The sequence below is a fragment of the Kocuria sp. NBRC 114282 genome, assembly GCF_030268385.1.
GTDB classification, from domain to species: Bacteria; Actinomycetota; Actinomycetes; order Actinomycetales; family Micrococcaceae; genus Kocuria; species Kocuria palustris.
The window spans coordinates 1-26,507 of record NZ_BSQO01000006.1; the positions used below are offsets into that span (position 1 = coordinate 1).

The window sequence follows — 26,507 nt, forward strand, 5'->3', positions numbered from 1 at the left end:
GCAACCTGAGCGCCAGCTGCTTCTGCTCCCGGCTGAGATGACCGTGCTTGCCCTGCATCCGGATCCTCCTGTGGTCAGTGACTGTCCCATCTCACAGGAGATGTTGCGCTGACCGCTTGAATCCGCCGATCCTGCGATCGGCTTCGGCTTCTTTCGCAGCGGAGCTCGACCGCCCACAGCGCTGATCGTGGAGTTCATCGACCAGCACAAGCAGAAGTTCGGTGCTCACACCGATCTGCCGCACGCTCATGTCGGCGGGCACGCAGATCGCACCGAGCACGTACTACGCCTTCAAGACCCGCCCACCCTCGAGGCGATCGGTTCGAGATGAACAGCTGCTGGTGCAGATCCGGCGCGTTCACGCGGAGAACTTCGGGGTCTACGGCGCCCGGAAGCTGCACGCTCAGCTGCACCGTGAAGGACTCCCGGTAGCCCGGTGCACGGTCGAGAGACTCATGCGCGCAGCCGGACTGCGCGGGATCAGCCGCGCCAAGGGGCCACGCACGACCATTCCCGGCCATGGCCGCGAGACTCGACCTGATCTGGTCGAACGCGATTTCACGGCGACGGCTCCGAACCAGCTGTGGGTCGCCGACATCACCTACTGCCGCACGTTCGCCGGCTGGGTGTACGCGGCGTTCGTCACCGATGTGTTCTCACGGCGTGTGGTCGGCTGGCAGCTGTCGAAGTCGCTGCGCACCAATCTGGCTCTGGACGCACTGGAGATGGGAATCTGGACCCGCCAGCGCGCTGGCCAGGACGTGGAAGGGCTGAAGCAACACAGCGACAAGGGTGTCCAGTACGTCGCGGTGCGCTACACCCAGCGCCTGTCAGAGGCCGGGGCAGTCGCTTCAGTCGGCTCGACGGGAGATTCCTACGACAACGCCCTGGCCGAGGCCTTCAACTCACTGTTCAAGGCCGAGCTGGTCCGCAATCGCGGGCCCTGGAAGAACATCGACGAGTTGGAGATCGCGACCGCGGAGTACATCGACTGGTTCAATCACCGAAGGCTCCATGGAGAGATCGGTATGATCCCACCCGTCGAGTTCGAGGACGTCTACGATCACGACCAGGCCGTGCCGGCGACCGCCGCTACGGCACTTGCGAGCCTCTAGCAAACCCGGGGCGATACAGTCGGGAGCGCCCGCCGGGGGCGCGCGGTCAGGCGGCGCCGAGCATCCCGCCGGGGTCGATCACCCGGAGGTCTACGCCGTCGGCCTCGAACCGGCGGACGCCCTCGGAGACGAGGAGACGGCCCACGCGCGTCACGCGGTCCCCGTGCCCGGGCGCCACACCCTGGGCCGCGCCGAGCACCTCGTCCTCCCACTCCGTCGATGGGGGAGGCGAGGTAGTCCTGCACGGGGTCCTTCCGGAGGGGCCGGGTCGGCACGGACCGGCCCGGGGCGCACGGGGCCGGATGGACCAGCCTGCGGGCCGGACGGCTCAGCCCCGGGCCGTCACGACGTCCTCATCGACCCAGTCGCGGGAGCGTTCCACGGCCTTCTTCCACAGCCGCAGGGCGCGCTCAGCCTCCTCCTCGTCCATGGTGGGCTCCCAGCGCTTGTCCTCCTCCCAGTTGGCCCCGAGCTCGTCCTGGGACGACCAGAACCCCACCGCCAGGCCTGCGGCGTAGGCGGCGCCGAGAGCTGTGGTCTCGATGACCTTGGGGCGCACGACGGGCACGCGCAGCAGGTCCGCCTGGAACTGCATGAGCAGCTCGTTGGCGACCATGCCACCATCGACCTTCAGCTCGGTGAGGTCCACGCCGGAATCCGCGTTCATGGCGTCCAGGACCTCGCGGCTCTGGAAGGCGGTGGCCTCGAGCGCCGCGCGGGCGATGTGTCCCTTGTTGACGTAACGGGTCATGCCCACCATGGCGCCGCGGGCTGTGGCGTCCCAGTGCGGAGCGAAGAGGCCGGAGAACGCGGGGACAAAGTACACGCCGCCGTTGTCCCCTGCACCGGCGGCCAGGGTCTCGACCTCCGGGGCGCTACCGATCATCCCGAGGTTGTCCCGCAACCACTGGATCAGCGAGCCGGTGACGGCGATCGAGCCCTCCAGCGCGTACACCGGCTTCTGGTCGCCAATGCGGTATGCCACCGTGGTAAGCAGGCCGTTGTCCGAGTGCACCGGCTCCTCGCCGGTGTTGATCAGCATGAAGTTGCCGGTGCCGTACGTGTTCTTGGCCTGGCCGACCTCGAAGCACGCCTGGCCGAAGGTCGCCGCGTGCTGGTCGCCCAGGATGCCGGTGATCGGCGTCTCGCGCAGCAGCTGGTGGCCGGCCACGGTGCCCACCTCGGCGGAGGAGCTGACGATCTCCGGGAGCATGGACATCGGGATGCCCATGTCCGCGCAGATCTCCTTGTTCCAGTCGAGGGTGTCCAGGTTCATCAGTATGGTGCGGGAGGCGTTGGTGACGTCGGTGACGTGCCGGCCGCCCGCGCCGCCGCCGGTGAGATTCCACACCAGCCACGAGTCCATGGTGCCGAAGACGAGGTCGCCGTTCTCGGCGGCCTCCCGGGCCCCGTCCACGTTCTCCAGAATCCAGGCCACCTTGGGACCGGAGAAGTACGTGGCCAGCGGCAACCCGACGCGCTCCTTGTAGCGGTCCGCGCCGGCGTCGCCGGCCAGGCGCTCACAGAGGCGGTCGGTGCGGGTGTCCTGCCACACGATGGCGTTGTACACCGGCCTGCCGGTGCTGCGGTCCCACACCACGGTGGTCTCACGCTGGTTTGTGATGCCCACGGCTGCGACGTCGTGCCGGGTCGCCTCGGCGCGGGCCAGGGCTTCGCCGATGACCTCGCGCGTGTTCTTCCAGATCTCCACCGGGTCGTGCTCCACCCAGCCGGCGCGCGGGAAGATCTGCTCGTGCTCGCGCTGACCGGAGGACACGATGGCCCCATTGTGGTCGAAGAGGATCGCGCGCGTGGACGTGGTGCCCTGGTCGATGGCCATCACGTAGCGGGATGTGGTCATGTCCTACTCCTTCGAAGGTGGGTTACGGGGGTGTGGGGGTGGCGGGCACGTTCCCGCAGGGGAACGTGTCCGCCCGGGTCGGACGGGCAGACCGCTCAGACGGACGAGCTCCTCAGACGAGCAGAGGCGCGGCGAGGCCGGCCAGGACGGCGCCGACGAGCGGGCCGACGATCGGCACCCAGGCGTAGCCCCAGTCCGAGCTGCCCTTGTGCCGGATCGGCACGACGGCGTGGAACAGGCGGGGGCCGAGGTCGCGCGCCGGGTTGATGGCGTACCCCGTGGGGCCGCCCAGGCTCGCGCCGATCGCGACGACGAGCAGGGCCACCGCGAGCGGGCCGAGCCCGGAGGGAGTGGAGCCGAACAGCAGGACCACGAACACCAGGACGAACGTGGCGATCACCTCGGTGACCATGTTCCACAGCGGGTTGCGTATCTCGGGGCCTGTGGCGAAGGTGGCCAGGATTGCGCCCTGGTCCGTCTCCGCCCGGTAGTGGTCGCGGTAGGCCAGCCAGGCCAGGGCCGCGCCGAGGAAGGCGCCGATCAGCTCCGCCGCGAAGTACGCGAGCGTGGTGCCGAGGGTCACGGCGATGCCGGGGGCGTACTCCTCGGCACCGCTGACGAGCAGGCCGACGGTCACGGCGGGGTTCAGATGCGCACCGGTCGCGGCAGCGACATAGACGCCCGCGAAGACGCCCAGCCCCCAGCCGAAGCTGATGAGCAGCCAGCCTCCGCCGTTGCCCTTGGTCCCTGTCAGGACGACGTTGGCGACGACGCCGACTCCGAGCAGGAGGAGGATCGCCGTGCCGGCGATCTCATGCAGGAAGATCGTTCCCATGGACGGGTTCCTCTCAGTGGATGGGGGCGGCGTCGGCGGCTGCGAGCGCGCCGGCGGCGGTGACGTCGTCGTGGGCGGTCTCGCCGCGGAGGCGGGCGGCGACGAGGTTCTTGTACGCGCGGATCTCACCGGCGATGCGCTCAGCATCCCAGCCCAGCTCGGGGGCCACGAGGGACGCGATCTCCTCGGCCGCCGCGACGCCGCGGTCGCGGACCTCGGTGGACAGGCGCGTGCGGCGCTCGATGACGTCGTCCAGGTGGACGACGCCCTCGGTCCGGGCGGCGTGGACGATCTCGGCGCGCAGGTAGCGCGGCGCCTTGGCGAGTGGGACGCTCAGGGACCGGTCCGCGTCGATCAGGTCGAGCACGTGGCGCAGCACGGTGCCGTAGCGGAACAGGAGCCGGTCCACGCGGGCCTCGTCCAGGCCGTAGTCGACGGCGATGCGGTCCGCCTCCGCCTCGATCTCCGAGTAGCCGAGGCCGCCGAGCACGGGGATGTGCTCGGTGAGGCTGGGACGGGTCGGGTGGGTCTCGCGCACCACGAAGTCCACGACGTCCTCGGACATGGCCCGGTACGTGGTCCACTTGCCGCCGGCCACGGCGGTGAGGCCGGGGGCCACCTCGGTGACCGTGTGCTCACGGGAGATCTTGGTGGAGGGGCCGTCGGATCCGGCGACCGGCTGAAGCAGCGGCCGCAGGCCGGCGTACGTGGCGATCACGTCCTCACGCGTGAGGTCCTCCTTCAGCACCGCGTTGGCGTGCTCGAGGATGTAGTCGATGTCGTCCGCGGTGGTGGCCGGATGGGCCACGTCCTCTGCCCACGGGGTGTCCGTGGTGCCGATCACCCAGTACTCGTCCCACGGGATGAGGAACAGCACGGACTTCTCCGTCTTGGTGATCACGCCGGTGGCGGCGTCGGCGCGGATGCGGTCGCGCGGGACGGTTATGTGGGCGCCCTTGGAGGCGAGCACCTCGAGGCCGCCGTCGGCCTCGGCCAGCTCCTGCTGCTCCTGGGTCCACACGCCCCCGGCCAGGATGACGGCGCGCGCGTGCACGTCGAACTCCTCGCCGGAGGTCTCCTCGCGGACGCGCACGCCATGCACACGGCCGTCGTCGCCGCGCAGGTAGTCGGTGACGGCGGTGTAGTTGGCGGCCACGGCGCCGTGGTCCACGGCGGAGCGCACGAGCATCATGGCCAGGCGGGCGTCGTCGAACTGGGCGTCGGCGTACTCCACCGCGCCGACGATCTTCTCATCGTCGAGGGAGGGGAAGGTCGCGGCCATGGAGCGGCGGCTGAGATGGCGGTGCGCGCCCACCGCGCGGCGGCGGCCGAGCGACTGCATGGCGTCGTACATGGTGACGCCGGCGCCGATGAAGCCGCGGTCGATCACCTTGTGGAAGAACGGGAAGACGAAGCGCAGGGGGCGCACCAGGTGGGGCGCGGTCTGGGTGAGCAGCAAGTCGCGCTCACGCAGCGCCTCGTACACCAGCTTGACGTCCAGCATCTCGAGGTAGCGCAGGCCACCGTGCATGAGGCGGGAGGAGCGGGACGAGGTCCCGGAGGCCCAGTCGCGGGCCTCGACGATGCCCACGTCGAGGCCGCGGGTGGCCGCGTCGAACGCGGCGCCCACGCCGGTGGAGCCGCCGCCCACGATCAGGATGTCGAGGGGGGCCTCCGGGCTGGTGGCCCGGAGGCGGGCGAGGTGGACCTCCCGCGTGGCGGCGGAGAGGGGGACTGTTCGCGGGGTCGACATGGAGGGGTCGCTCCTTTATTGGTGGAGGCACAGTGTAGTGGCGTGGCTCACGCTACCAGGTGTCACATCACGAGATCCGGTATCAGCACGAGCCGAGGTCCATGAGGGACTGCCGTACGGATAGGTGACATCTGATCTGGCTTGCCCGTTGGGCGGCCTGGAAGGATGTGCATCATGCCCGCTGCCTACCCCCAGGAGTTCCGGGAAGACGTCGTGCGAGTGGCCCGGTCCCGTGAGGACGGCATCACGATCGCGCAGATCGCGAAGGACTTCGGAGTCCAGGAGATGACGCTGCACAAATGGATCCGCCAAGCCGATATCGACGACGGCAACCGCCCCGGCAGGACACGGGAGGAGTCGACCGAGTTGCGCGAGGCCCGCAAGCAGATCCGGCTGCTCCAGCAGGAGAACGAGGTCCTGCGCCGTGCCGCGGCCTACCTGTCCTAGGCGCACCTGCCGGGAAAAGGTTCTACCCGCTCGTGAGTGAGCTCGCCGCTGACGGCATCCCCGTCGCGGTGTCCCTGCGGGTCCTGAAGCTCTCCCGTCAGCCCTACTACCGCTGGCGGAAACAGCAGGTCACCCAGGCCGAGCTGATCGAGGCATACCGGTCCAACGCGCTGCTGGACGCCCACGTCGACGACCCCGAGTATGGCTACCGGTTCCTGGTCGGCGAAGCCGCCGAGGCCGGCGAAGTGATGTGTGAGCGGACGGCGTGGAGGATCTGCCGGGACAACCAGTGGTGGTCCGTGTTCGGGAAGAAGCGCGGCAAGAACGGGAAACGTCCCGGGCCGCCGGTCCACGACGATCTCGTGAAGCGGGACTTCTCCGCCGATGACGTCAACGAACTGTGGCTGACCGACATCACAGAGCACTGGATCGACGAGGGAAAGCTCTACCTCTGCGCCATCAAGGACGTGTTCTCAGCCCGGATCGTCGGCTACTCGATCAGCGACCGTATGAAGGCGCGACTGGCGGTGAACGCCCTGGACAACGCCGCTTCCCGCCGCGGTGACGTCGCTGGCTGCATCGTGCATTCGGACCGAGGATCCCAGTTCCGGCCGCGCAAATTCGTGCAGACGTTGAACCGTCATCACCTCATCGGATCGATGGGGAGAGTCGGTGCCGCTGGGGACAACGCCGCGATGGAGTCCTTCTTCGCCCTGCTGCAGAAGAACGTCCTGGACCGGAAGCGGTGGCGGACCCGCGACGAGCTCCGGATCGCGATCGTCACCTGGATCGAACGCAAGTATCACCGCCGCCGTCGACAGGCCCGTCTGGGTCGATTGACCCCCATCGAATACGAGACCATCATGAACCCCGCCGTGAGCCTCGCGGCCTGACACCCCAACTGTCACCTGTTCGTGCGGCAGTCCCACGCGTCCCTGGCATCGGTCTTCGACCTGCCGGGATAGAGATCGGCGGCTTTGCGCATCGCCAGACCAGGCAGATACGCAACTTCGCAGCCGACATCACGAGCGACAGCGATCGGCAGGGCACCGATGGTGTTGGGCTGATCCACGACCATCAACACAGCCCCATAGGCCTGCAGAGCGCTGAACAGCTCGCGCAGCTGGGCCTCGTCCTGTGGTAGGGCCTTGTCGAAGAGTCTGGTCCCGGCCGGGTCGAGAGCACAGGCGTGATGCCCGGTCTTCCCGACATCGAGACCGATCACGACGGCGAATCCAGAGGTCATGATGTCGTCCTCCTTGAACGCATCACTGCTGGTCGCAGTCTTGACACCCGATGCCGGCACCCACGTTACGAAGAGACCTCAGGGCGTCCTGGGCCGTGTCCCTATCAGCGGTCAACGCGTGTCTCTCGACCGGGCGGCAACACCCCCCGGACCATCTATGGCAGGGCAACACAGCCATACCCGATCGAGCGACCAGACCCCGTCCATCGGGGTGCTCACAAGGTAACGGGGCTGATCCTGCCCGCCGAGTACCAGCGGGAGCGACGCAAGCTCGCCCAGCGGCGCCGGGCCGCGTTCGCCGCCGGGCCGACCGGGCCGAACCAGGTCTGGCAGCTGGACTTCTCCGAGTTCGAGACCACCACCGGCGGAACCTGGCGAATCGCAGCTCGCCGGGACTACTTCTCCAAGTACGAGTTCGACGCCCACGTGTCGTCGACGGCGAACATGCACGATGCGATCACGGCGATCGAGAAGGCCCTGGCCGAGTCCGAGCAGTTGCTCGGGGCGCCGCTGGCCGACCACGCCCGGGTCGACCCGGAGACCGGGGAGGTCTCCCCGGTGGTGACGGTCGTGACCGACAACGGCGGTCCGTTCCGCTCCTTCACCTTCGAGGCGTTCATCGCCGCCCGTCCCGAGCTCCACCACGTGCGCACGAAGGCCAGGACCCCGGGGTAGAACGGGTCACGCGAACGCGGGTTCGGCACCGTGAAGTACGAGTGGCTCTTCCTGGAGGAGATCGACCACGGGCTGTCTCTGGTCGAGCACGTGGAAGCCTGCCGCGCCGACTACAACCACGTCCGCCCGCACGAGGCCATCGCCTGGAACCGGCCCGCCGAGGTCCACGCCGGGCTGGCCGACCCGACCATCCCCACCTTCGATCGAGAAGAAATCCTGCCACTTACTTGACGCGGGACACTCATCATCTCTCATCGAGTGGCCCCGCTATGTGCGCTTCAGCGATCTCCGTTCTCGAGCGGCCGATTCCGGCCCGCTCAGCGAGCCACCGGCCGAATTGCCACCGTTCACGAGCCTGAAGCGGTGGCGATTCGGCCGGCGGATGCCAGCGAGGTGTGGAATGGGCCTCTCGGACGATGATCGCGGAGTGAGGCTCAGAGGGCCTTCGCCAGTGAGCGGCCGACCGTCCTATCTGTGAAGAGGCACCCGCCCAGGAAGGTGCCCTCCAGTGCGTTGTAGCCGTGGGCACCGCCGCCGCCGAAGCCGGCCGCCTCGCCTGCCGCGTACAGCCCGGGGATGGGCTGTCCATCGGCGCGCATGGCCCGGCCAGCGAGATCGGTCTGGATCCCGCCGAGGGTCTTGCGGGTGACGATCCACCGGCGAACGGCGATCAGGGGGCCGTGGGCGGGGTCGAGGATCCGGTGCGGCTTGGCGATGCGGGTGATCTTGTCGCCCAGGTAGCGCCGGCTGCTGCGGATGCCCATGGCCTGGGCGTCCTTCGAATACGGGTTGGTCATCTCGTGATCCCGTGCTCGGGGGATGTCCTCGACCTCGGTGAGCTCCAGGAGGTCGTCTCCGGTGAGGGCGTTCATCCCATCGACGAGCTCGGGCAGGGTGTCCGCGATGACGAACTCGTCGCCGTGAGCCATGAAGTCCTGCACCGGCCCGGGGCGGGCAGCTGGTGCCCGCGCATCAAGCCAGACCGACGACGGACCGGGGAGGATCCGGATCGCGTGATCGGGCCAGACGGGGTCCCAGTTCTGCAGGCCCTCCCTGTAGTGCCACATCCGATCCCGGTTCACGAGCCGGACGCCCTGATCGGTCGCGATGTCCCGCATGCGTCCGTCCACGTACTCCGGGACGCCGGTGATCATCTTCTGCGGCGGCGTGCCCAGGCGCGAGGGCCACCACTTGCGCACCTGCTCGTGATTGCCGCCGATGGCGATGACGACGGCCTGGGCGCGAAGCTCGAAGCTGCCGACGGGACTGCGGCTGGACGGCGCACCGCGGCGGGCGGCATCCGGCTCCAGCACGGTCCCGACACGCCGGTGACCTGGTCGCCGTCGAACAGGAGGCCGTCGACCTGATGCCGGAAGGCGAAGCGCACCAGACCTGATTCGGCAGCCGCCCGGGCCTTGGCGACGAACGGGTCGGAGATGCCTGTGCCGGTGCCCCAGGTACGTGGAACCTCGGCACGGAGTTGCCGTGGCCGCGTGCGGTGAGGTCGCCTCGCTCGACCCAGCCCACGAGCGGGGTGAACTTCACGCACTGCTCCTTCAGCCACGGGAGCTTGTCATCGGCTGCGAACTCGACGTATGCGCGTCCCCACTGCCGAGCCTATTCGTCCTCGGGCTGCTCGACCTCCAGGCGGTCTCAGCCCTCGGAGCCCTGCCAGTCCTGCCAGGCGAGTTCGAAGGAGTCGCGGACTCCCAGGCGGCGCTGCAAGGGGGAGTCCACCAGGGACATGTCGCCGAAGGACCAGTGCGTCTGGCCGCCGAGGTTGGCCTCGTTCTCCTGCTCGTCGACAGGCGGCCGACGGGGCGGCTCGGCGGAGCCGGTGCCGCTGGGGGCGGGTGCGCCGGTCGATTGGATCTAATACCCCATGGGGGTATAGTCATGTGTAGGAGGAATAGTGGAAACGACGCACTCACAGCATCAGCAGCACGGTCATCCGGCCGCGCACGAGGAGCATGACCACCAGGACCATGGCGGCCATGAAGGCCACGGGGGACATGGAGGTCACGGCGGTCATCACGACCATGTGGCCATGTTCCGCCGCCTGTTCTGGATCTCGGTGGTCCTGGCGATCCCCACGGTCCTGCTCAGCGGGGCCTTCGCGCATCTGGTGGGCTACGACCTGCCGGACAGCCCTGTCATCGCCTGGATCCCGGCGATCCTGGGCACCGTGCTCTACGTCTGGACCGGCCGCCCGTTCCTGACGGGCGCGGTCGACGAGATCAAGCAGCGCAGCCCCGGCATGATGACCCTGATCGCCCTGGGCATCACCGTGGCCTTCCTGGCCTCGTGGGGAAGCCACCTGGGCCTGCTGGACCCGCAGCTCGAGTTCTGGTGGGAGCTGGCGATGCTGGTGGTCATCATGCTGCTGGGCCACTGGGTCGAGATGGCCTCCCTGGCGCGGACCTCCAGCGCTCTCGATGAGCTGGCCGCACTGCTGCCCGACGAGGCCGAGCTGCTCCAGGACGACGGCTCCACGCGCACCGTCGCGCCCTCGGAGCTCAGCGTGGGGGACCGCGTGGTCGTTCGCCCGGGTGGACGCATCCCGGCCGACGGCCGCGTCATCGACGGCCAGGCAGACGTCGACGAGTCCATGGTCACCGGCGAGTCCACCCCGGTGTCCCGTGGTGAGGGCGAGCGGGTCGTGGCCGGGACCGTGGCCACCGACCGGCCCCTGACCCTCGAGGTCACCGAGATCGGCGAGGACACCGCTCTGGCCGGCATCCGCCGTCTGGTCGAGCAGGCGCAGTCGTCGTCGACCCGCGCGCAGCGCCTGGCCGACCGTGCCGCGGCGCTGCTGTTCTGGTTCGCCCTGGGGGCCGCGGTGATCACCGCGGTGGTCTGGATGATCGTCGGCACCCCGGACATGGCCCTGACCCGCGTGGTCACGGTGCTGGTCATCGCCTGCCCGCACGCCCTGGGCCTGGCGATCCCGCTGGTCGTGTCCATCTCGACCGGCCGGGCCGCCCGTCAGGGCGTGCTGGTCACCGACCGGGGCGCACTGGAGGCCATGCGCGGGATCGACACGGTCGTCTTCGACAAGACCGGAACGCTGACCCGCGGCGAGCCGGCTCTGCTGGAGACTCAGCTGGCCGACGACGCCGACGGGCTCGACGTGGGCCGCCTCATCGCGCTGGCAGCTGCCGCAGAGGCCCGCAGCCAGCACCCCCTGGCCCGAGCCATTGCCGCTGCCGCCGAGCAGCGCGGGCTGCAGGTTCCGCAGGCCTCCGAGCACGACAGCTCCACGGCGATCGGCGTGTCCGCGGTCGTCGACGGCACGCAGATCCGTGTGGGCGGGCCCGGGCTGCTCGAGCAGACCGGCGCACAGGCGCTGCCCTCCGAGCAGTGGGACCGCGACGGCCGCACCGTGCTGCACGTGCTGCGCGACGGCCGCACGATCGGCGCGCTCGCTCTGGCCGACGAGGTCCGACCGGCCGCTCGCGAGGCGATCGAGGCCCTGCATGATCTGGGCATCGAGACCGCCATGCTCACCGGTGACGCCCAGAATGTGGCCGATGCCGTGGGTCGAGAGCTCGGGATCGACCGCATCGAGGCGCAGGTGCGCCCCGAGGACAAGAACGAGCGCGTCAGCGATCTGCAGTCGAAGGGCCGAAGGGTCGCCATGGTCGGCGATGGTGTGAACGACGCCCCCGCCCTGGCTCAGGCGGATGTCGGTCTGGCCATCGGCGCGGGCACGGACGTGGCGATGGCCTCGGCCGGGATCGTGCTGGCCTCGGACGATCCGCGCTCGGTGGTCTCCGTGGTCCGGCTGTCCAAGGCGTCTTACCGGAAGATGGTGCAGAACCTCTGGTGGGCCGCCGGCTACAACCTCATCTCGGTGCCGCTGGCCGCCGGTGTGCTCGCCCCGATCGGCTTCGTGATGCCCATGGCCGTGGGCGCGCTGCTCATGGGCGCCTCGACCGTGGTGGTCGCGCTCAACGCCCAGACCCTGCGCGGACTGGACCTCTCGCCGGAGGCGTCCGTGCAGTGGGCCTCACGCCAGGGCTGACGCCCTCCCCACAGGGCCGCAAGGCCCGCTATCCAGCACGGCAACTCAAGAATCAGAGGAGATCGATCACATGAACAGGACCTTCAGGACCACCGGCGCGGCCGCTGCAGCAGCGGCAGGGCTGCTGCTGTTGAGCGCGTGCGGCACCGGTGAAGAGGACCAGAGCGCCGGAGGCGGCCACGAGGGCCACTCGGCCGCTGCGTCGTCGACCTCGGAGTCCTCGGGCGCAGCCTCCGACAACGCGCACGAGGGCCACTCCGAGGAGGGCGGGCACGCCCACAATCCTGACGGCGGGCCTGCGCCCGAGGGCATCCAGGAGGCGTCGGACCCGACCTTCGCCGTGGGGGACACGGTCCGGGTCACTGCCGATCACATGCCCGGCATGGAGGGCGCGGAGGCCACCGTCTCCGGGGCCTTCGACACGACCACCTATGCCGTGTCCTACACCCCGACCGATGGCGGCGAGCCCGTGGAGGACCACAAGTGGGTCGTGCACGAGGAGCTGCAGGACCCGGGCGAGGCACCGCTGGCCGACGGCACCGAGGTCGTGCTCCAGGCAGATCACATGGAGGGCATGGAGGGTGCCGAGGCCACCATCGACAGCTCCACCGACGAGACCGTCTACATGGTCGACATGACGATGGACGGCATGGAGATGACGAACCACAAGTGGGTCGTGGAGAGCGAGCTCGAGCCGGTGGAGTGAGCGCCCGCCTCGGTGCCGTGGAGCATCCCCGAGCCTGAAGGACAGCGCCCCGACCGCCGTACGGCGGCCGGGGCGCTGTCGTGCTCAGCGACGGATCAGGTCGCCGGAACCACCATGTTCTGCGCGAAGAACTCGGTGATCTCCTCCCGGGCGCTCAGCGGCAGGACGTGGGCCACGTACATGTCCGGGCGCTGGATGACCAGTGCGCCCGCGCGGTCCACCTGCCGCAGGTCGAAGATGTCGGCGTCCTGATCGGCGGCGAAGACCTCCTCGCGATCGGTGAGCCCGTACGGGCCGACCTTCGGCAGGAACAGCGACGGGACATCGGCCAGCTCGATCTCCGTGTACGGCTGCTGGTAGATCACCTTGGCGTCGAACACGCTGTTCAGATCGGAGCCCTGCGGCGTGAAGCGGCGCACGGGCGAGTCCTCGGAGCCCTCCAGCCATTCGGCCAGCTCCAGGACGGCCGAGCCGTCCTGGTCCGCGAACGCGTACAGGCGCCACCGGCCATCGGCCTCGAACAGGTGCCCCAGCTCCCGCGGGGAGGTGTCGGCCACCCTGCGCACGGGCGCGGAGTGGAAGCGCTTGCCGATCGGGAAGCCGGCGGCCAGCTGCTGGTGGGTGTCCTGGCCGATGATCGAGGACGCCGGGTACTGCGTGGCGAAGCCGTTGGGGAACTCAGCGTTCTCGGCGTAGAAGCGCCCGATCTCCTCGGGGTCCTCGAGCTCCTCCGGGCGCTTGGACATCATGGATGACCATTCCTTGTCGAACGCGATGAGGTTCTCCGCGATCTGCTGCCGCTCGGCCGAGTACGTGGTCAGCAGAGAGGGATCGCTGCGGCCCTCGAGCACCTGACCCAGCTTCCAGGCCAGGTTCCAGCCGTCCTGCATGGAGACATTCATGCCCTGACCCGCCTTGGCGCTGTGGGTGTGGCAGGCGTCGCCGGCGATGAACACCCGGGGGAGCTGGGCGCCGATCCGGTCCACGGGGACGTCGTCGAACTTCTTGGCGACCGTGTGGCGCACCTCGTAGACGCTGTACCAGGTCACCTCCTTCACCTCGATCGAGTACGGGTGCAGGATCCGGTTGGCGCGCTCGGCCGCCTCCTCGACGGTCGTGGCGCGCAGCTGCTCACGGTTGCTGTCGTCGATGTCGCCCAGGGACACGTAGAAGCGGAACAGGAAGCCGCCCTCACGGGGGATCAGCAGGATCGAGCCGTCCTTGTCGGAGAGGATCGCGCACTTCTGGCGGATGTCCGGGAAGTCGGTCTCGGCCAGCACGTCCATCACCGCCCAGGCGTGAGCGGACGGGTCCTTCTCGACCTCGATGTCCGTGCAGTCGCGCACCCGGCTGCGGGCTCCGTCGTTGCCGATGACGTACTTGGCGCGCACCGTGCGCTCGCGGCCCTGGGGATCGCGCAGCAGCACCTTGACCGGATGCTCCTGGGACTCGTCCACCTCCAGCTCCAGGAACTCATAGCCGTAGTCGGGCGTGATCCTGGCCGGGCCGCGCTCGGCGTACTCGGCGAAGTAGTCGATGACCCGTGCCTGGTTGACGATCAGGAACGGGAACTCGCTCACGCCCGAGGGCGGGTCCTCGGCTCGCACGCCGCGCATGATCCGGCTGGGATCCTCGGGATCGGGCCCCCAGAAGTGCACATCGACCAGCCGGTGCGCCTCGGCGTTGATGCGATCGAAGAAGCCGTAGGCCTGGAAGGTCTCGCTGCTTCGGGCCCAGAGTCCGTCGGCGCGGCCTACCTCCAGGCGGCCCGGGCGGGAGTCGATGATCCGCGTGCTGATGCCGGGGTAGCGCGAGAGCTGGGCGGCCTGGATGATCCCGGCCGGTCCCGCGCCCACGATGAGCACGTCCATGGTGTCCGGCAGGTCCGTCGGCCGATCGACTCCTGTGCCGGCCGGCTCCTTCACGAGCGGATCATGGGCGACGTATCCGTGATGGTGGTACTGCACAGTGCACCTCTGTCTTCCTCGCCGGGTGATGCTGCGGTCGTTGGACGGATCGGATCGGCCTGCGGTCCTGACGACGCGGTAGGCATCGGGACACCTTGAACGTTACGTAGATCACACGCCGGGGTCCAATATCTGGAACTGAATGATCGGCAGCGGGGAGGGGCAGGGTCTGCTGACGGACGGTGTGATGAGCAACATTCCTGCGGCGTAGGCGCCCGGCGTGCTCCAGGCGGAACGGGGCGCGGCGGCGCGGTGGCCGCTCCGGTCCTCGGGCTCAGCACCGGCTACGTCGTGGTGGCCTTCGTGCTGGCCGCGGGGTTCGGCCCGCTGATCGCCTCCGTGCCGATCGCCCTGACCGCCAAGTCGCTCGTGTTCTTCGCGACTTTCCTCCCGCAGTTCGTCACCGCGGCGGCGCCCCCTGCCGCTGTGGATGCAGTTGGCGGCGCTCGGGCTCACCTGGGCCGCGATGGCGGCGGTCTTCAACGTCTTCCTGGGCATGGCCTCCCGACGACTGCTCACCGGCCAGCCCTCGGCCGCCGGCATCATCAGCCGCATCACGGGCATCGCCAGGGTCGCCATGGGCCTGTGGCTGGTCGGTGAGCGGATCTGGGCCCTGGCCGCCCATTCGGGCTGACTCCCGCCAGCGCTCACCGGCGTCGCTGGGTTCAGTCGGAGGTCTCCGCGGAGCGGTGGGCCTCCGGCAGCGGAGCGCGCTGCGAGGCCGTGGCCACGACGTCGTCGAACGTGTCGCGGAAGATGCAGCGCAGCAGCGTGCTCGCGTCCTGGTCGGTCTCCACCAGGTCCGGCAGCCGCAGGCTGAGCAGGGTGTTGATCAGCATCCCGCGTGCCAACAGCGTCTCCGTGCGCTGCGCTGAGAGCCCGATCTCGACGCGCAGCAGGCGGTAGATGCTCAAGAAGCCGTGTGGCCAACGTGGTGGGCGTGCTGTTCTCGCCGGGAATCTTCGGATCGGTGTTCATCCTCATCCAGCTCCCGCAGGTCGCCCAGGGCGCCACGGCTCTGGAGGCCGGTGTGAGGACCATGCCTCCGCTGACTGGGCTCATCACGCCCAGGATCGGCGTGCGCCCGGCGATCGTGGCCGGGCTGGCCTGCATGACGGCCAGCCTGGTCTGGATCGCGCTCGTGCTGGAGGGGATCGTCCCGGAGGACCAGGCCGTGGCCTCCGGAACGAGTTCGACGGCCCGTGAGATCGGCGTGGCCCTGGGCATCGCGGGGCTGTCGGCTGTGTTCACGACCGCAGGCGGCGAGCTGACCCCGGACGGCTTCAGCGACGGCGCCGTTCCCGCGATCGCGGCCGGTGCCATCGCGCTGGCCGCTGCCACGCTGGCAGGACTGCTGCTGCTCGGATTCAAGCCGGTGCGGGTCTCCCCGCTGACCGGCGAGCCGGTGGTGCGCCACCGCGCGGAGCAGCCCCGGGCCAAGCACCTCCAGCGGTGAGGTCCCCACAGCCCCGTAGCGGAGTCGACGCCCGGGCCTAAGCTGACGCCCATGGACGACTTCCTGAGCATCCCGGCGCTGCGAGGCCCGCTGGCCTCCCTCGTCCCGCTGTCCGACAGGCATGCCGAGGACCTGGCGGCCGCCGCCGGCCAGAAAGGCATGCAGTCGCTGTGGTACACCCGCATCCCGGCTGCCGAACCAGCGTCCGTGGCCGAGGAGATCGCGCTGCGCCACCGCCAGCACGCCGAGGGCTCCATGGTCCCGTGGGCCGTGCTCGATGCCGACGGCCGTGCGGTCGGGATGACCACGTTCATGCACATCGAGTCCGAGCATCGGCGCCTGGAGATCGGCTCCACCTGGCTGGCCCGCAGCGTGCAGGGGACAGGGGTCAACCCGCAGATCAAGCTGCTGATGCTGGCCCGTGCCTTCGAGGACCTGGACTGCATCGCGGTCGAGTTCCGCACGCACTGGCACAACCGGCAATCCCGGGCCGCGATCGCCGCACTGGGGGCCAAGCAGGACGGCGTGCTGCGCAGCCATCAGCTCATGGACGACGGCTCGCTGCGCGACACCGTCGTCTTCTCGATCACCGCCGCGGAATGGCCGATCGTGCGCCGCGGTCTGCTCGAGCGGTTGCGCTCGCGGCATGGGATCGAGCCCGCCGATGCCCTCGGCGGGCCCTGAGCGTCCGAGCGGACGGGCCCGCCGGCCGGGGCTCAGCCCAGGTGTCCCGGCCCGAACCTCCGCCTGTTCGAGTGCTCGGTGAACTCCGCGGCGGCGCGCATGGAATCGACGTTGCCGGTGACCGGATTCGGCTGGTGCCGGCTGCGGGCGGCGTAGAGGGAGATCAGGTTCATGGTCACGGCGCGGCGATTGCGTCCGCCCATGAGCTTCATGACGTGGATCCCCAGCCAGGCGAACCATCCGGCGGTGCCGGTGATCGCGACCTCGCCGGGGGCGACCACGATCGCAGCGCGTCGTCCGATCGTGGCCGCCTCGCCCAGGTTGGTGTAGTGGAACGGCCGCAGCGGCTGGCCCTCGACCTCGGCGCGGACCATGCGCGCAGCATGGACGCCGGTCTGGATGGCCGGCTGTGCGAGCTGGGCCAGGGGCTCGTCGAGCGAAGCGATGTCTCCTGCGGCGTAGATGCCCGGATGGCCCTTGACCTGCAGGGTCTCCTCGACGGCGAGCGCACCGCGGCCCGTGACGGGCAGGCCCCATTCGGAGACCCGCTTCTCCGGGCCGGTGCCGGCGGCCCAGATCGTGATGTCCGATTCCAGCACGGTGTCATCGGCCAGCACCACGAAGTCATAGCCGACGGCCTTGACCCCCTGGCCGGTGCTGAGCTCCACGCCGCGCTCGCGCAGCTCGTCGGCCGCGTAGTCGCGCAGCTTCTGGTCCTCGAACTGCTTGAGGATGTCCTTGCCGCGCTGCAGGATCCGGATCTGCAGGACGCGCTCGTCGAGCTCCGGGTACATGGTCATCAGCTCGTCGCGGCGGAAGTCGGCCAGAGCACCGGCGACCTCCACGCCCGTGGCTCCGCCGCCGACGATCGAGACGTGCAGGAAGTCATCGGGATCGGAGCGGGTCGAGCGCTCGAGCTCTGCGAAGATCCGATCGCGGATGGCCGTGGCGTCCTGGCGGGTGTACATGGGCATGGCGTGGCGTCGTGCCCCCGTGGTGCCGAAGTAGTTGGCCGAGATGCCGTTGGCAATGATCAGGTGGTCGAAGGAGATCTGCTGCGTCTGCGCACCGCCGTCCTCGACGGACACGATGCGGCGCTGCGGATCCACGCCCACCACGTCGCCCTGGCGCACGCGGAGGTTGGGGGCCTTCCGTGACAGCCCGCGCAGCACCATGGTGACGTCGCCGGGGTTCAGGCCGCCGGTGGCCACCTGGTACAGCAGGGGCTGAAAGGTCTTGTAGATGTTGCGATCGATCAGGGTCACGCGAACGCGCGCATCCCGCAGCTCGAGCGCGGCATTGGCTCCGGCGAACCCGCCGCCGATGATCACGACGTGCGGCCAGGACATCCCGTCGGGCGCCGGGATGCGGCGGCGGAAGGCGGACAGCGGGGACATGGCACTCCTTCGCAGAAGGCGGTCGGTGAGATCTGATGGCTCGGCAGGGTGTTCGGGCCCGTGGACCGGACATCGCCGTCGGCTCCCCAGTATGCGACCTGACTCGGACGCCGCGCGGTAGCGTGGGGCGGATCACCCCGTCAGTCCCGCAGTCGAGAGGCGGAGCATGAGCCCGATCGAGGCGCTGGTCGTCCTGCACCCCGTGAGCGCCCGCGCGGCGGCAGGGCGTCCCGTGAGCGAGTGCCTCCATCCGCTGCCCGCTGAGGCACCGGCCCTGCGGGTCGAGGACCGCGGCGTCTCCCGCGGCGACGGCGTGTTCGAATCCCTCACGGCCTACGACGCAGACCCCGTGGATCTGCCGGCGCATCTGCAGCGACTGGCCCGCTCTGCCGACCGCCTGGAGCTGCCGGAGATCTCGGGCGCCGTCGTGGAGGCAGGCGTGCGCCGCGCCCTCGAAACGGCCGGAGCGGGGGAGACGACCGTGCGGATCGTGGTGACCCGCGGCCCGGAGGGCGCCTCCGAGCCCACGGCCTGGGTCACTGCCGCCCCTGCTGCGGATCTGTCCGACCAGCGCCGCGACGGAGTGCGAGTGGTCCTGCTCGATCGCGGCATGCGCTCGGATGCTGGACGAGAGGCCCCCTGGCTGCTCACCGGCGTGAAGACGTTGTCCTATGCGATCCACGCGGCGGCAGCTCGGGAGGCGCGGCGCCGCGGGGCGGATGACGCCGTGTTCGTGAGCACCGACGGATTCGTGCTCGAGGCCACCACGGCCTCCGTGCTGGTGCGTCGAGGGCGGCGGATGATCACGCCGCCGCAGGAGCACGGGATTCTGCGGGGTACCACGGTGACCCGCGCTGCCGCGGTTCTGTCGGAGCTGGGGATGCCGCTGGAGTCTCGTGCGCTTCCGGCTGCCGAGCTCTCGGACTGCGATGCCCTGTGGCTGCTGTCGAGCGGGCGGCGCGCGGTGCCGGTGATCGAGCTCGACGGCCGCCCGGTGCCGCTGGACCGCGAGGTCACCGCGGCGCTGGAGCGGGGGCTGGGCCGCCCGCAGGACTGATGCCGGGAGTGATCAGACGAAGACGCTGCAGGACGCGGTCTTCGAGGAATCGGTGCCCTTGTGCTCGAACACGATCTCGTCGTCGAGCTTGATCGAGCACTCGAGGGACAGGTCGCTGTCCTTCGTGTCGCCCGTGACCACCAGGCGGGGCCAGCTGCCCGACGGGATCTCGATCTTCTTGGACCAGCTGTCGCTGAATTCCTCGGTCTCGACCTGGCCGTCGACCTCCCACTCGACCGACCCGCCGGAGCTGGCGGCGGCCTCAAGCGTGACCTTCTGCATGGCCTCGTCCGGCAGCTCGGTCTCCTCGGTCATGGCCGAGGCATCGTCCGAGGCGCCGTCGTCAGCCGAGGCGGTGTTGACCACGAACGCCGTGGGGATCATGACGGCGGCGACTACCAGTCCGATGGCGACGGCGAAGCCGATCACCCAGCCGAGCGCTGCGGCGCTGCGGCGCGCCCAGGGGACGCGAGGCTGATCGTCGGTCGAGCCGGCGTGGTCTTGGGGCTGAGGCACGGTGGGCGTTCCTGCGGGTCTAGGGGGTGCTGCGAGTGTCCTGCACAGAATACGTCCCCGAGGGCCCCTGCGCGTGCGCCGACGCTCATGGCGGGGAGTCGTCGGGCGGATCGCGAGCCGTCTGGACGGAGGGGAAGTGCGGAGAGAGCCCTCGGCACAGGACGAAGGGCCCGGTCCCTCACCAGTTCAGCGAGAGGCCGGGCCCTTCGAGCAGGCGGGTCAGAGGAAGGTGTAGAAGCCGTCCACCTTCATGGCGTTCACCGGGTGGACCAGGGTGCCCTGGTCCGGGTTCAGGGCTGAGATCATGAGACCGTCGCCCAGGTAGATGCCCACGTGGGAGCCGTTGTTCTGGGAGACCAGGTCGCCGACCTGCGGGGTCGAGGTCTTCTGCGCGGCGCCGAACTGCTGCCAGGTCACGCGGGGGATGGAGACCCCGTTCTGGGCGTACACCCACTGCGTGAAGCCGGAGCAGTCCCAGTTCTTGTACGCGGTGCCGCCCCAGACGTAGTTGCCGCCAAGACCGCGCATGGCGGTCTCGACGATGGCCTTGCCGTCGGCGCTGGAGGCACCGTCGGTGATCGACTGCACGTCGATGGCCGTGGTGTCGTCGTTCGAGGCCGCCTGAGCCTGGGCCTGGGCCGAGGTCTCGTAGCCGGAGCCCGAAGCTGCGCCGACGGAGCCCCAGGGAGTCTGCTCCGTGTCGTCGGCGACGACACCGGCGGCGACCGCCGCGTTGAGCACGGAGACGGCCTCTGCGCGGGTGATGCCGTCCCCGACGCCCAGTCGGCCGTCGGTGTCCGGCAGGACGTCCTCGTCGTGCAGCCAGTCCAGCTCGGTGTATCCGGCCTGCGAGGCGGAGACGTCCTGGAAGCGGCTGGTCTCCGGGGCGGTGTGGGCCGGTGCGCCGGCCGAGCGGTGCAGGATCAGGCCCAGGGCGGTGGAGTCCACCGGGGCGTCCGGACGCAGGGTGCCGTCGCCCCAGCCGTTGATCAGGCCCTCCTCGACGGCCCAGGCCAGTGCACGCTTCTGGTGGTGGTCGGAGCTGTCGGTGTAGCCCTCGAGGACGCTGAGATCGGCCTCGGGCTGACCGGCGAGCCGGTAGAGCATGGTCAGGAAGTCGGCGCGGGTGACATCGGCGTCGGGGCGGTAGGTGCCGTCGTGGTGGCCGACGATGACTCCGGTCGAGGACGCCCAGTCGATGTCGGCGGAGGCCCAGTAGGCGTCGGTGACGTCGCGGAAGTCGATGGGACCCGTGGGGCGGGGGCCCACGGACTGCGTGGAGACCGCCGTGCCGACGGCTGCGGAGTCGGTCGAGGCCTCGGCCGAGGACGAGGAGGTCGAGGCGGGGCCGGCCGCCATCGGGTTGGCGACGGGCTCGGCTGCGCTGCTCAGGCCCAGACGGGAGGAGCAGGCGGGCCAGGCGCCCCAGCCCTGCCCTGCCAGGACGTTCTCGGCCACGGCGATCTGCTGCTCGCGGCTGGCGTCCTGCGGCTGGCCCGTGCCGCCGAACGAGGACCAGGTCGACTGGGTGAACTGCAGGCCGCCGTAGAAGCCGTTGCCCGAGTCGATGGCCCAGTTGCCGCTCGACTCGCACTGCGCGAGCTTGTCCCAGTCGGATTCGGGCGCGGCCTGCGCGGGAACCGCGCCGAGGGTTGCGAGGGTGCCGCCGGTGACTGCGACGGTGGCTGCGACGCTGAGGGCGCGGGGAGATCTCATGTGGTGCTGCAACTTCCTGAAGGGGGGGGCATCGGTATCCGAGCCGGGGCTCTTATGACCTGGTCCGAGGACCGTGGGGAAGCGGTCGGGAACCTGCCGGCGGGCCAGATCGCTGTGGTGCTGACGGGTTCCGTGTCACCTCGTCCGATGCTCAGCGTCGCGGGCGACTGAAGATCACGGTTGAGTAACGCGGATGACTCTAGGGTGGGCTCCGGGGAGGGGCAAGACCGCTCGGTTACCGCAACGTTAATTTGGGGTGATTTTCCCTGGCTGCGGACGCGAATCGCCTGGTCGCAAGTGTATATTACTTTGCATCTAAACATATGCGGGGCGTTCGTCACTGTGGATCTGCCGCTCGGGCGGGTCTCGCGCGCGGCGCATCGGATCGGCTTGTCAGCAGTGATACTTTGTTCGCGCACTGCGGTGTCCGAGTGGCCACTGCCCATGAACCATCGATACCCCCACGGAGGCGGGAATGTCCCACGCGGCGGGCTCTGATCAGGGCCGTTCGGCCGAGACGGGTTCGGCACCCATAGCGGATGTCGTGAAGGTCTTCGGCAAGCTTCTTCCCCGTCAGCTCCAGGATGAGCTGGCACTTCTCAAGCTCGAGCTCAAGGACAAGGGCGTCAGCCTCGGCAAGGCTGCCGCGCTGCTCGGCGCCGCGCTGGCCTTCGGTGCTCTGCTCGTCATCGCGCTGGTCGCCGCGGCGATCGCCGGCCTGGCGACCGTCATGCCCCTGTGGCTCTCGGCGCTGATCGTGGCCGCCTTCTTCCTGGTGGTCCTCGCGATCCTGGGCCTGATCGGCTTCCTGCAGATCAAGAAGGCCATGCCGATCAACCCGGTCCAGACCATCCGCGGCCTGAAGTACGACCTCGGCGTCGTCAAGGAGGGCTCGGCCTACACCGAGGCCCGTGTGCGCCGCGAGGAGGCCGAGGCCAAGGAGCGCAAGGCCGAGGAGAAGCGCAAGAAGGCCGACGAGGCAGCCACCGCGCCGCCCGCGCCCACCGAGGCTCAGCTGCGTCAGCGCCTGAAGGTCCGTCGCGACCGGCTCAAGGAGCTGCGCGACGACGTCGAGGGCCGCAAGAACAAGGTCCAGTCCACCACCAAGGGCTTCGTGGACCGCACCCGCAGCTCCGCCTCGGGCGTCGACCTCAAGAAGGCGGCCAAGGAGGAGGCCCTCGGCGGCCGTGCGGCGCCGATGGGCGTCGCCGCCGCAGCCGGCACTGCGTTCCTGGTCCTGCTGATCCGGCTCATCCGCCGCTGATCCGTTTCCTGCCGTCGCAAGGCGCCAGGTCCCCGTCCGAAGGCCCGGCTCCCGCAAGGGGGCCGGGCCTTCGGACTGTCCGGGTCTGAGTCGGGCACGTCATGCGAGGATGCCTCGAGGGGCTCGCCCGAGGTCGACGCCCGGGCGGCGGCCGATCCGCACACGGCGGTGAGCCGACTGTGAGTCTGCTCATGCGGTACTGGGCGAGCGGTGCGGATCCGACGCACCAGCGTGCATCGTCCCTACACTGGCGGGCAGTGTTCGTCCCGCACCCACCGGTCCGGGGCTGCGACGCGCCTTCACGGCTCGTCGCACGGAAGCCGCAAGCAGAGGGCTGGAGGTCCCCGCATGGTCTGGTGCGCCCTGGCACTCGCCGTGCTGTCGGCGGTCTTCATGGCCCTCGGGACGCATCTGCAGTCGATCGCGGTCGTGGCCGGCGCCGCTGATGGGAAGCTCACGCTTCCGATCATGCTCGGCCTGCTGCGCTCCCCTCGCTGGGCGACCGGCCTGATCTGCCTGGGCCTCGGAACAGCCCTCAACGTGACCGCGCTGAGCCTGGCTCCGGTGAGCGTCGTCCAGCCCGTGGGCGTGTTGGGCCTGGCCCTGGTCACCCTGCTGCACTGCCGTCACGCGGGCCTGACGATCAATGCCGCGACCTGGCGCGCGCTCGGTCTGTGCGCCGGGGGAGCGGCGCTGTTCGTGCTCAGCGCCGTCCGCTTCACGGATCCGGCCCTTCGCATCACTCACCGCGCCGGCACCGCCGTGACGGTGATCCTGGCGGTGGTGCTGCTCGTCGTCGCGCTGGCCCTGCTCCTCCTGCGGCACAGAGGGCGCGCGCTGATGCTGCTCGTCTCGGCCGGCACGCTCTACGGCTTCGTGGCTCTGGAGATGAAGATCATCACCGCGCAGCTGCGCATCGGCGACGGCCCGTGGTGGCAGAGCATCGACCCGGTGAACGTCGCAGGCCTGCTGGTGGCCGCCGCTGTGGGAGGCTGGCTCGTGCAGTCCGCCTACGCCAGTGGACCGCCGGAGCTCGTGATGGCTGGACTGACGGTCGTCGACCCCATGGTGGGCGTGCTGATCGGCCTGTCGGTGCTCGGCGAGGCCGGGCCCGACTTCGGTCCCGGTCCCGCGGTGCTGCTGATGGTGTGCGCCGCAGCCTCGATCAGCGGCGTCTTCGTGATGTCCCAGTTCCACCCCGAGGTCCTGGCCCGACGGACCGCGGACCCCGCCCTGACCCTCAACCCTTCGGGAGTCGATTCTCCGTGAGCCCTTCCCCGGCAGATCCGCAGCCGCCCCAGGACCCCCGCGGGGTGATCCGGGATGACTACATGCTCCCGGAGCTCCCGCTGGACGGTGTGCCGGAGCCTGTCGACGGGCGCCTTCGGGTCCTGGTGGTGGCGGAGACCTACCCGCCGGACATCAACGGCTCGTCGCAGTTCTCCCACCGCCTGGCGCAGGCCATGGCGGGCAGGGGCCACGACGTCCACATCGCCGCACCGCGTCCCAGCAAGGGACGGACCATGACCCGGATGGACGGCGCGGTCACCGAGCATCGCTTCCGCTCGCACACCGCCTTCACCTACGACACGTTCCACCTGTGCTTCCCGTGGGAGGTGCGGGGCGAGATCTCTCGGCTGATGGACGAGCTGCGCCCTGACGTGGTGCATATCGAGTGCCACTACATCCTGGGCAGGTACTTCGCCAAGGAGGCTCAGTCGCGCGGCATCCGCCTGATCGGCACCAACCACTTCATCCCGCAGAACATCGAGCAGTACCTCCCGCTGCCGGACCCGCTCCGACGCCTGTACCGCAGGTTCTCGTGGCGGGATATGGCCTCGGTCTTCTGCCGCTGCGACGTCGTCACGGCACCCACCCCGCTGGCTGTGGAGTCCATGCGAGCCAACGGCTTCGACTTCCCCATGCATGCGCTGTCCAACGGGATCGACGCCGCCCAGTACGACCTCAAGCCCGGGGAGGTCCTGCCTCCGCGGGACCGCCCGACCGTCCTGTTCGTCGGGCGGCTGGACCCGGAGAAGCACATCGACGTCCTGCTGCGGGCCGTGGCGAGCATCGCGGATCGCAGCGACGTCGGCGTGGAGATCGTGGGCCAGGGCGGTGAGTACGACCGGCTGGCCGAGCTGGCGCAGCAGCTGGGCATCGCGGATCGAACCGTCTTCCGGGGATTCGTCTCCGATGAGGAGCTGCGGGTGGCCTACCTGCGCGCCGATGCCTTCTGCCAGCCCGGCACCGCCGAGCTGCAGTCCCTCGTGTCCCTCGAGGCCATGGCGGCCTCCTCTCCGGTGCTGCTCGCCGATGCGCGCGCCCTTCCGCACCTGGTGGACGAGGGCGTCAACGGCTGGCTGTTCCCGCCCGGCGATCACGAGCAGCTGGGCAGGCTCCTGCTGCGGCTCCTCGAGCTGCCGGAGGACCAGCGCCGCGAGATGGGAGCGGCGAGCAGGAGGATGGTCGCCGAGCACAGCTTCTCGGCCACGATCGATGTCTTCGAGCAGCTCTACCGCGGCGTGGACCCGGATCTGCTGCTGGGGTCCTGGCCGCAGACCGGACCCCTCCCGATCGTCCCGCCGGCTTCGGGCCCGGGATCGGGCGACTGATCAGGCCCAACCCGACGGCTCGACTAGACTGTCGAGTCGTCGTCCTCGCGCCCGCACCGCAGTGCAGGCGCCCGTGGCGGACGAGGGGCGGTAGCTCAGCTGGTCAGAGCAGAGGACTCATAATCCTTGGGTCGCGGGTTCAAGCCCCGCCCGCCCTACGCAGCGAACCTCAGCGCCCCGAGCACCCTGGCTCGGGGCGCTTCGCGCGGCAGACGCGGCCTATGGCAGGGGCAGCAGGACCGACGGTCGCTGGGCCCCCACGAACGGCAGGGGATGGACGTAATCGTCGTCCAGGCGCACGCCCCAGTGCACGCAGGCCCGCACTGTGGTGAGACAGTGATTGCGGCCGGAGAGCACGCCGATGACCTGTCCCTTGCGCACGCGATCGCCCTTCTTCAGATCCGATTCGACCGGCTCAAAGCTCGAGCGCAGGCCGTCGCCGTGATCGATGGTGATGGTCGCCCGGTCCACGACCGTGCCCACATGGCTGACGCGCCCGTCCGCCGGAGCCAGGATCTCGCCGTCGAGGCCGACGGTCAGATCCGCGCCTCGGTGCCCAGCCAGCCATCGCTCGGACGGCGGATCGAAGTCGCGGACCACCCTGGGCTGGATGGTCACGGGCCACTGCCAGGTCCCGTGCACGGCGGCCAGCAGGTGCTGATCGGCGGCATCGAGGGAGCCCGGGACCAGCGGCAGCGCGGTGGAGATCGCCGCAGCTCGGACAGCCTGGCCGGAGGCGGCATGTGCCGATGGGGGAGTCGCCGGAGCGGACAGCGCCCAGCTGACCAGCACCGCAGCCGCGACCAGCAGCGTGCTGTGCGATCGTCGGGCCATGGGGGACGGCGAGGGCTGCTCGGGGCCGGCGGAAGCGGTGGCGCGGGAGGCGAGTGCGTTCATGCGGGCAGGATGCGGTGGATCGCGGCAGCGCGGCTCCTACTGGGGATGCAGCGGAGCCTCGAGCCCCGCGTCACGGCCCGGTCAGGCGCCTGTGGAGTCCCCGCGCCTGGCCCGTCATGACGCGGTTCATGTAGTACCCTGGTTCCGCAGTGTCACCACCTGCGCCGTCCGCATGCCTGAATCAGGCACCGGCGGCGGCGCTGGGCACTGACTTCGCGCGCATCGTCGTCGGGATCCGTCAGGCTCCGTCCTCTCGCAGACCCGACCCGCCCGCCA

The 26,507-nt window shown here is 69.7% G+C and carries 23 protein-coding genes, 1 tRNA gene, 3 pseudogenes and 1 other annotated feature; of the genes and pseudogenes, 14 read left to right on the plus strand and 13 right to left on the minus strand.

Annotated elements, in window-relative coordinates; genetic code table 11:
- Nucleotides 1-145 precede the first annotated feature (145 nt).
- Nucleotides 146-275, plus strand: a sequence feature (AL1L pseudoknot).
- On the plus strand, nucleotides 222-1,115 hold the full coding sequence (locus QSJ40_RS10165) for an IS3 family transposase (protein WP_285730711.1): 894 nt from the start codon (nucleotides 222-224) through the stop codon (nucleotides 1,113-1,115). It overlaps the preceding feature by 54 nt.
- A gap of 46 nt (nucleotides 1,116-1,161) precedes the next feature.
- Here QSJ40_RS10165 and QSJ40_RS10170 read toward each other — a convergent pair whose 3' ends face one another.
- The 4 genes from QSJ40_RS10170 to QSJ40_RS10185 form a co-directional block, all read right to left on the minus strand.
- Nucleotides 1,162-1,314 (minus strand): hypothetical protein, encoded by a 153-nt coding sequence (locus QSJ40_RS10170; protein ID WP_285730713.1) that lies wholly within the window; start codon nucleotides 1,312-1,314, stop codon nucleotides 1,162-1,164.
- A 129-nt stretch (nucleotides 1,315-1,443) separates the two neighbouring features.
- Entirely contained in the window at nucleotides 1,444-2,976 is a 1,533-nt protein-coding gene (glpK, locus tag QSJ40_RS10175; RefSeq protein WP_285730715.1) for a glycerol kinase GlpK, read from the minus strand.
- A 112-nt stretch (nucleotides 2,977-3,088) separates the two neighbouring features.
- Entirely contained in the window at nucleotides 3,089-3,811 is a 723-nt protein-coding gene (locus tag QSJ40_RS10180) for an MIP/aquaporin family protein (protein ID WP_061711362.1), read from the minus strand.
- Between the two features lie 13 nt (nucleotides 3,812-3,824).
- Nucleotides 3,825-5,564, minus strand: a complete 1,740-nt coding sequence (locus QSJ40_RS10185; protein ID WP_285730718.1) for a glycerol-3-phosphate dehydrogenase/oxidase — start codon at nucleotides 5,562-5,564, stop codon at nucleotides 3,825-3,827.
- A gap of 174 nt (nucleotides 5,565-5,738) precedes the next feature.
- Here QSJ40_RS10185 and QSJ40_RS10190 point away from each other — a divergent pair.
- Nucleotides 5,739-6,904 (plus strand): IS3 family transposase gene (locus QSJ40_RS10190; RefSeq protein WP_502875250.1). Its coding sequence is split into 2 segments (ribosomal slippage): nucleotides 5,739-6,008 and nucleotides 6,011-6,904, totalling 1,164 coding nucleotides; the frame shifts between segments, so codons are not numbered across the junction.
- Nucleotides 6,905-6,939: 35 nt separating this feature from the next.
- Here the strand turns inward: QSJ40_RS10190 and QSJ40_RS10195 are convergent.
- Nucleotides 6,940-7,257, minus strand: a pseudogene (locus QSJ40_RS10195) (IS110 family transposase); the annotation flags it as partial.
- Between the two features lie 444 nt (nucleotides 7,258-7,701).
- Between QSJ40_RS10195 and QSJ40_RS10200 the strand changes: the two are divergent.
- Together QSJ40_RS10200 and QSJ40_RS10205 are read left to right on the plus strand one after the other, a co-directional pair.
- Entirely contained in the window at nucleotides 7,702-7,932 is a 231-nt protein-coding gene (locus QSJ40_RS10200; RefSeq protein ID WP_285730720.1) for a hypothetical protein, read from the plus strand.
- A 12-nt stretch (nucleotides 7,933-7,944) separates the two neighbouring features.
- Nucleotides 7,945-8,163, plus strand: a pseudogene (locus tag QSJ40_RS10205) (integrase core domain-containing protein); the annotation flags it as partial.
- Between the two features lie 203 nt (nucleotides 8,164-8,366).
- Here the strand turns inward: QSJ40_RS10205 and QSJ40_RS12825 are convergent.
- Together QSJ40_RS12825 and QSJ40_RS12830 are read right to left on the minus strand one after the other, a co-directional pair.
- Nucleotides 8,367-9,245 carry an FAD-binding protein gene (locus tag QSJ40_RS12825; protein ID WP_352156447.1) on the minus strand — a complete coding sequence of 293 codons (879 nt, stop codon included), beginning with the start codon at nucleotides 9,243-9,245 and terminating at the stop codon, nucleotides 8,367-8,369.
- Nucleotides 9,246-9,310: 65 nt separating this feature from the next.
- Nucleotides 9,311-9,496 (minus strand): annotated as a pseudogene (locus QSJ40_RS12830) (hypothetical protein); the annotation flags it as partial.
- A gap of 483 nt (nucleotides 9,497-9,979) precedes the next feature.
- Here QSJ40_RS12830 and QSJ40_RS10215 point away from each other — a divergent pair.
- Together QSJ40_RS10215 and QSJ40_RS10220 are read left to right on the plus strand one after the other, a co-directional pair.
- Nucleotides 9,980-11,956: a heavy metal translocating P-type ATPase gene (locus QSJ40_RS10215; RefSeq protein WP_502875251.1), complete on the plus strand. Its 1,977-nt coding sequence runs from the start codon at nucleotides 9,980-9,982 to the stop codon at nucleotides 11,954-11,956.
- Between the two features lie 70 nt (nucleotides 11,957-12,026).
- Nucleotides 12,027-12,662, plus strand: a complete 636-nt coding sequence (locus QSJ40_RS10220) for a YdhK family protein (protein WP_024290122.1) — start codon at nucleotides 12,027-12,029, stop codon at nucleotides 12,660-12,662.
- 95 nt (nucleotides 12,663-12,757) lie between these two features.
- On the opposite strand, the gene QSJ40_RS10225 is transcribed toward QSJ40_RS10220, so the two are convergent.
- Entirely contained in the window at nucleotides 12,758-14,629 is a 1,872-nt protein-coding gene (locus QSJ40_RS10225; RefSeq protein WP_285730722.1) for an FAD-dependent monooxygenase, read from the minus strand.
- Nucleotides 14,630-15,059: 430 nt separating this feature from the next.
- Here QSJ40_RS10225 and QSJ40_RS10230 point away from each other — a divergent pair, with 430 nt between their 5' ends.
- Entirely contained in the window at nucleotides 15,060-15,263 is a 204-nt protein-coding gene (locus tag QSJ40_RS10230) for a hypothetical protein (RefSeq protein ID WP_285730724.1), read from the plus strand.
- Between the two features lie 31 nt (nucleotides 15,264-15,294).
- Here QSJ40_RS10230 and QSJ40_RS10235 read toward each other — a convergent pair whose 3' ends face one another.
- Entirely contained in the window at nucleotides 15,295-15,543 is a 249-nt protein-coding gene (locus tag QSJ40_RS10235; RefSeq protein WP_278855866.1) for a hypothetical protein, read from the minus strand.
- An 8-nt stretch (nucleotides 15,544-15,551) separates the two neighbouring features.
- Here QSJ40_RS10235 and QSJ40_RS10240 point away from each other — a divergent pair, with 8 nt between their 5' ends.
- Both QSJ40_RS10240 and QSJ40_RS10245 read left to right on the plus strand, forming a co-directional pair.
- Nucleotides 15,552-16,085, plus strand: coding sequence for an MFS transporter (locus QSJ40_RS10240; RefSeq protein ID WP_285730727.1), 534 nt, complete (start codon nucleotides 15,552-15,554; stop codon nucleotides 16,083-16,085).
- 51 nt (nucleotides 16,086-16,136) lie between these two features.
- The gene (locus tag QSJ40_RS10245; RefSeq protein ID WP_285730730.1) at nucleotides 16,137-16,769 is read left to right on the plus strand and encodes a GNAT family N-acetyltransferase; all 633 of its coding nucleotides are present in this window, start codon (nucleotides 16,137-16,139) and stop codon (nucleotides 16,767-16,769) included.
- Between the two features lie 32 nt (nucleotides 16,770-16,801).
- On the opposite strand, the gene QSJ40_RS10250 is transcribed toward QSJ40_RS10245, so the two are convergent.
- Nucleotides 16,802-18,166, minus strand: a complete 1,365-nt coding sequence (locus QSJ40_RS10250) for an NAD(P)/FAD-dependent oxidoreductase (RefSeq protein ID WP_285730732.1) — start codon at nucleotides 18,164-18,166, stop codon at nucleotides 16,802-16,804.
- A 166-nt stretch (nucleotides 18,167-18,332) separates the two neighbouring features.
- Between QSJ40_RS10250 and QSJ40_RS10255 the strand changes: the two genes are divergently transcribed.
- Nucleotides 18,333-19,223, plus strand: coding sequence for an aminotransferase class IV (locus QSJ40_RS10255; protein WP_006214433.1), 891 nt, complete (start codon nucleotides 18,333-18,335; stop codon nucleotides 19,221-19,223).
- A gap of 12 nt (nucleotides 19,224-19,235) precedes the next feature.
- On the opposite strand, the gene QSJ40_RS10260 is transcribed toward QSJ40_RS10255, so the two are convergent.
- Together QSJ40_RS10260 and QSJ40_RS12835 are read right to left on the minus strand one after the other, a co-directional pair.
- A complete protein-coding gene (locus tag QSJ40_RS10260; protein ID WP_006214435.1) occupies nucleotides 19,236-19,739 on the minus strand; it encodes a hypothetical protein in 504 nt (167 codons plus the stop codon).
- 219 nt (nucleotides 19,740-19,958) lie between these two features.
- Complete coding sequence (locus QSJ40_RS12835; RefSeq protein WP_502875252.1) at nucleotides 19,959-21,455, minus strand: transglycosylase family protein; 1,497 nt, start codon at nucleotides 21,453-21,455, stop codon at nucleotides 19,959-19,961.
- Nucleotides 21,456-21,930: 475 nt separating this feature from the next.
- On the opposite strand from QSJ40_RS12835, the gene QSJ40_RS10280 reads away from it, so the two are divergent.
- From QSJ40_RS10280 to QSJ40_RS10295, 4 genes are all read left to right on the plus strand, one after another.
- Complete coding sequence (locus tag QSJ40_RS10280; RefSeq protein WP_285730736.1) at nucleotides 21,931-22,719, plus strand: phage holin family protein; 789 nt, start codon at nucleotides 21,931-21,933, stop codon at nucleotides 22,717-22,719.
- 348 nt (nucleotides 22,720-23,067) lie between these two features.
- Nucleotides 23,068-23,988 carry a DMT family transporter gene (locus tag QSJ40_RS10285; RefSeq protein ID WP_053447622.1) on the plus strand — a complete coding sequence of 307 codons (921 nt, stop codon included), beginning with the start codon at nucleotides 23,068-23,070 and terminating at the stop codon, nucleotides 23,986-23,988.
- 62 nt (nucleotides 23,989-24,050) lie between these two features.
- Nucleotides 24,051-25,334 (plus strand): glycosyltransferase, encoded by a 1,284-nt coding sequence (locus tag QSJ40_RS10290; RefSeq protein WP_285730854.1) that lies wholly within the window; start codon nucleotides 24,051-24,053, stop codon nucleotides 25,332-25,334.
- An 84-nt stretch (nucleotides 25,335-25,418) separates the two neighbouring features.
- A tRNA-Ile gene (locus QSJ40_RS10295) sits at nucleotides 25,419-25,492 on the plus strand.
- A gap of 61 nt (nucleotides 25,493-25,553) precedes the next feature.
- Here QSJ40_RS10295 and QSJ40_RS10300 read toward each other — a convergent pair.
- Nucleotides 25,554-26,231 carry a M23 family metallopeptidase gene (locus QSJ40_RS10300; protein ID WP_285730740.1) on the minus strand — a complete coding sequence of 226 codons (678 nt, stop codon included), beginning with the start codon at nucleotides 26,229-26,231 and terminating at the stop codon, nucleotides 25,554-25,556.
- Nucleotides 26,232-26,507 lie beyond the last annotated feature (276 nt).

Excerpts from the sequence above, each read along its gene's own strand:
- glpK (WP_285730715.1), bottom strand. The coding sequence starts at position 2,976 with ATGACCACATCCCGCTACGTGATGGCCATCGACCAGGGCACCACGTCC.
- QSJ40_RS10180 (WP_061711362.1), bottom strand. The coding sequence starts at position 3,811 with ATGGGAACGATCTTCCTGCATGAGATCGCCGGCACGGCGATCCTCCTC.
- QSJ40_RS10185 (WP_285730718.1), bottom strand. The coding sequence starts at position 5,564 with ATGTCGACCCCGCGAACAGTCCCCCTCTCCGCCGCCACGCGGGAGGTC.
- QSJ40_RS10200 (WP_285730720.1), top strand. The coding sequence starts at position 7,702 with ATGCACGATGCGATCACGGCGATCGAGAAGGCCCTGGCCGAGTCCGAG.
- QSJ40_RS10215 (WP_502875251.1), top strand. The coding sequence starts at position 9,980 with ATGTTCCGCCGCCTGTTCTGGATCTCGGTGGTCCTGGCGATCCCCACG.
- QSJ40_RS10220 (WP_024290122.1), top strand. The coding sequence starts at position 12,027 with ATGAACAGGACCTTCAGGACCACCGGCGCGGCCGCTGCAGCAGCGGCA.
- QSJ40_RS10230 (WP_285730724.1), top strand. The coding sequence starts at position 15,060 with ATGCAGTTGGCGGCGCTCGGGCTCACCTGGGCCGCGATGGCGGCGGTC.
- QSJ40_RS10245 (WP_285730730.1), top strand. The coding sequence starts at position 16,137 with ATGGACGACTTCCTGAGCATCCCGGCGCTGCGAGGCCCGCTGGCCTCC.
- QSJ40_RS10250 (WP_285730732.1), bottom strand. The coding sequence starts at position 18,166 with ATGTCCCCGCTGTCCGCCTTCCGCCGCCGCATCCCGGCGCCCGACGGG.
- QSJ40_RS10255 (WP_006214433.1), top strand. The coding sequence starts at position 18,333 with ATGAGCCCGATCGAGGCGCTGGTCGTCCTGCACCCCGTGAGCGCCCGC.
- QSJ40_RS12835 (WP_502875252.1), bottom strand. The coding sequence starts at position 21,455 with ATGAGATCTCCCCGCGCCCTCAGCGTCGCAGCCACCGTCGCAGTCACC.
- QSJ40_RS10280 (WP_285730736.1), top strand. The coding sequence starts at position 21,931 with ATGTCCCACGCGGCGGGCTCTGATCAGGGCCGTTCGGCCGAGACGGGT.
- QSJ40_RS10285 (WP_053447622.1), top strand. The coding sequence starts at position 23,068 with ATGGTCTGGTGCGCCCTGGCACTCGCCGTGCTGTCGGCGGTCTTCATG.
- QSJ40_RS10290 (WP_285730854.1), top strand. The coding sequence starts at position 24,051 with ATGCTCCCGGAGCTCCCGCTGGACGGTGTGCCGGAGCCTGTCGACGGG.
- QSJ40_RS10300 (WP_285730740.1), bottom strand. The coding sequence starts at position 26,231 with ATGAACGCACTCGCCTCCCGCGCCACCGCTTCCGCCGGCCCCGAGCAG.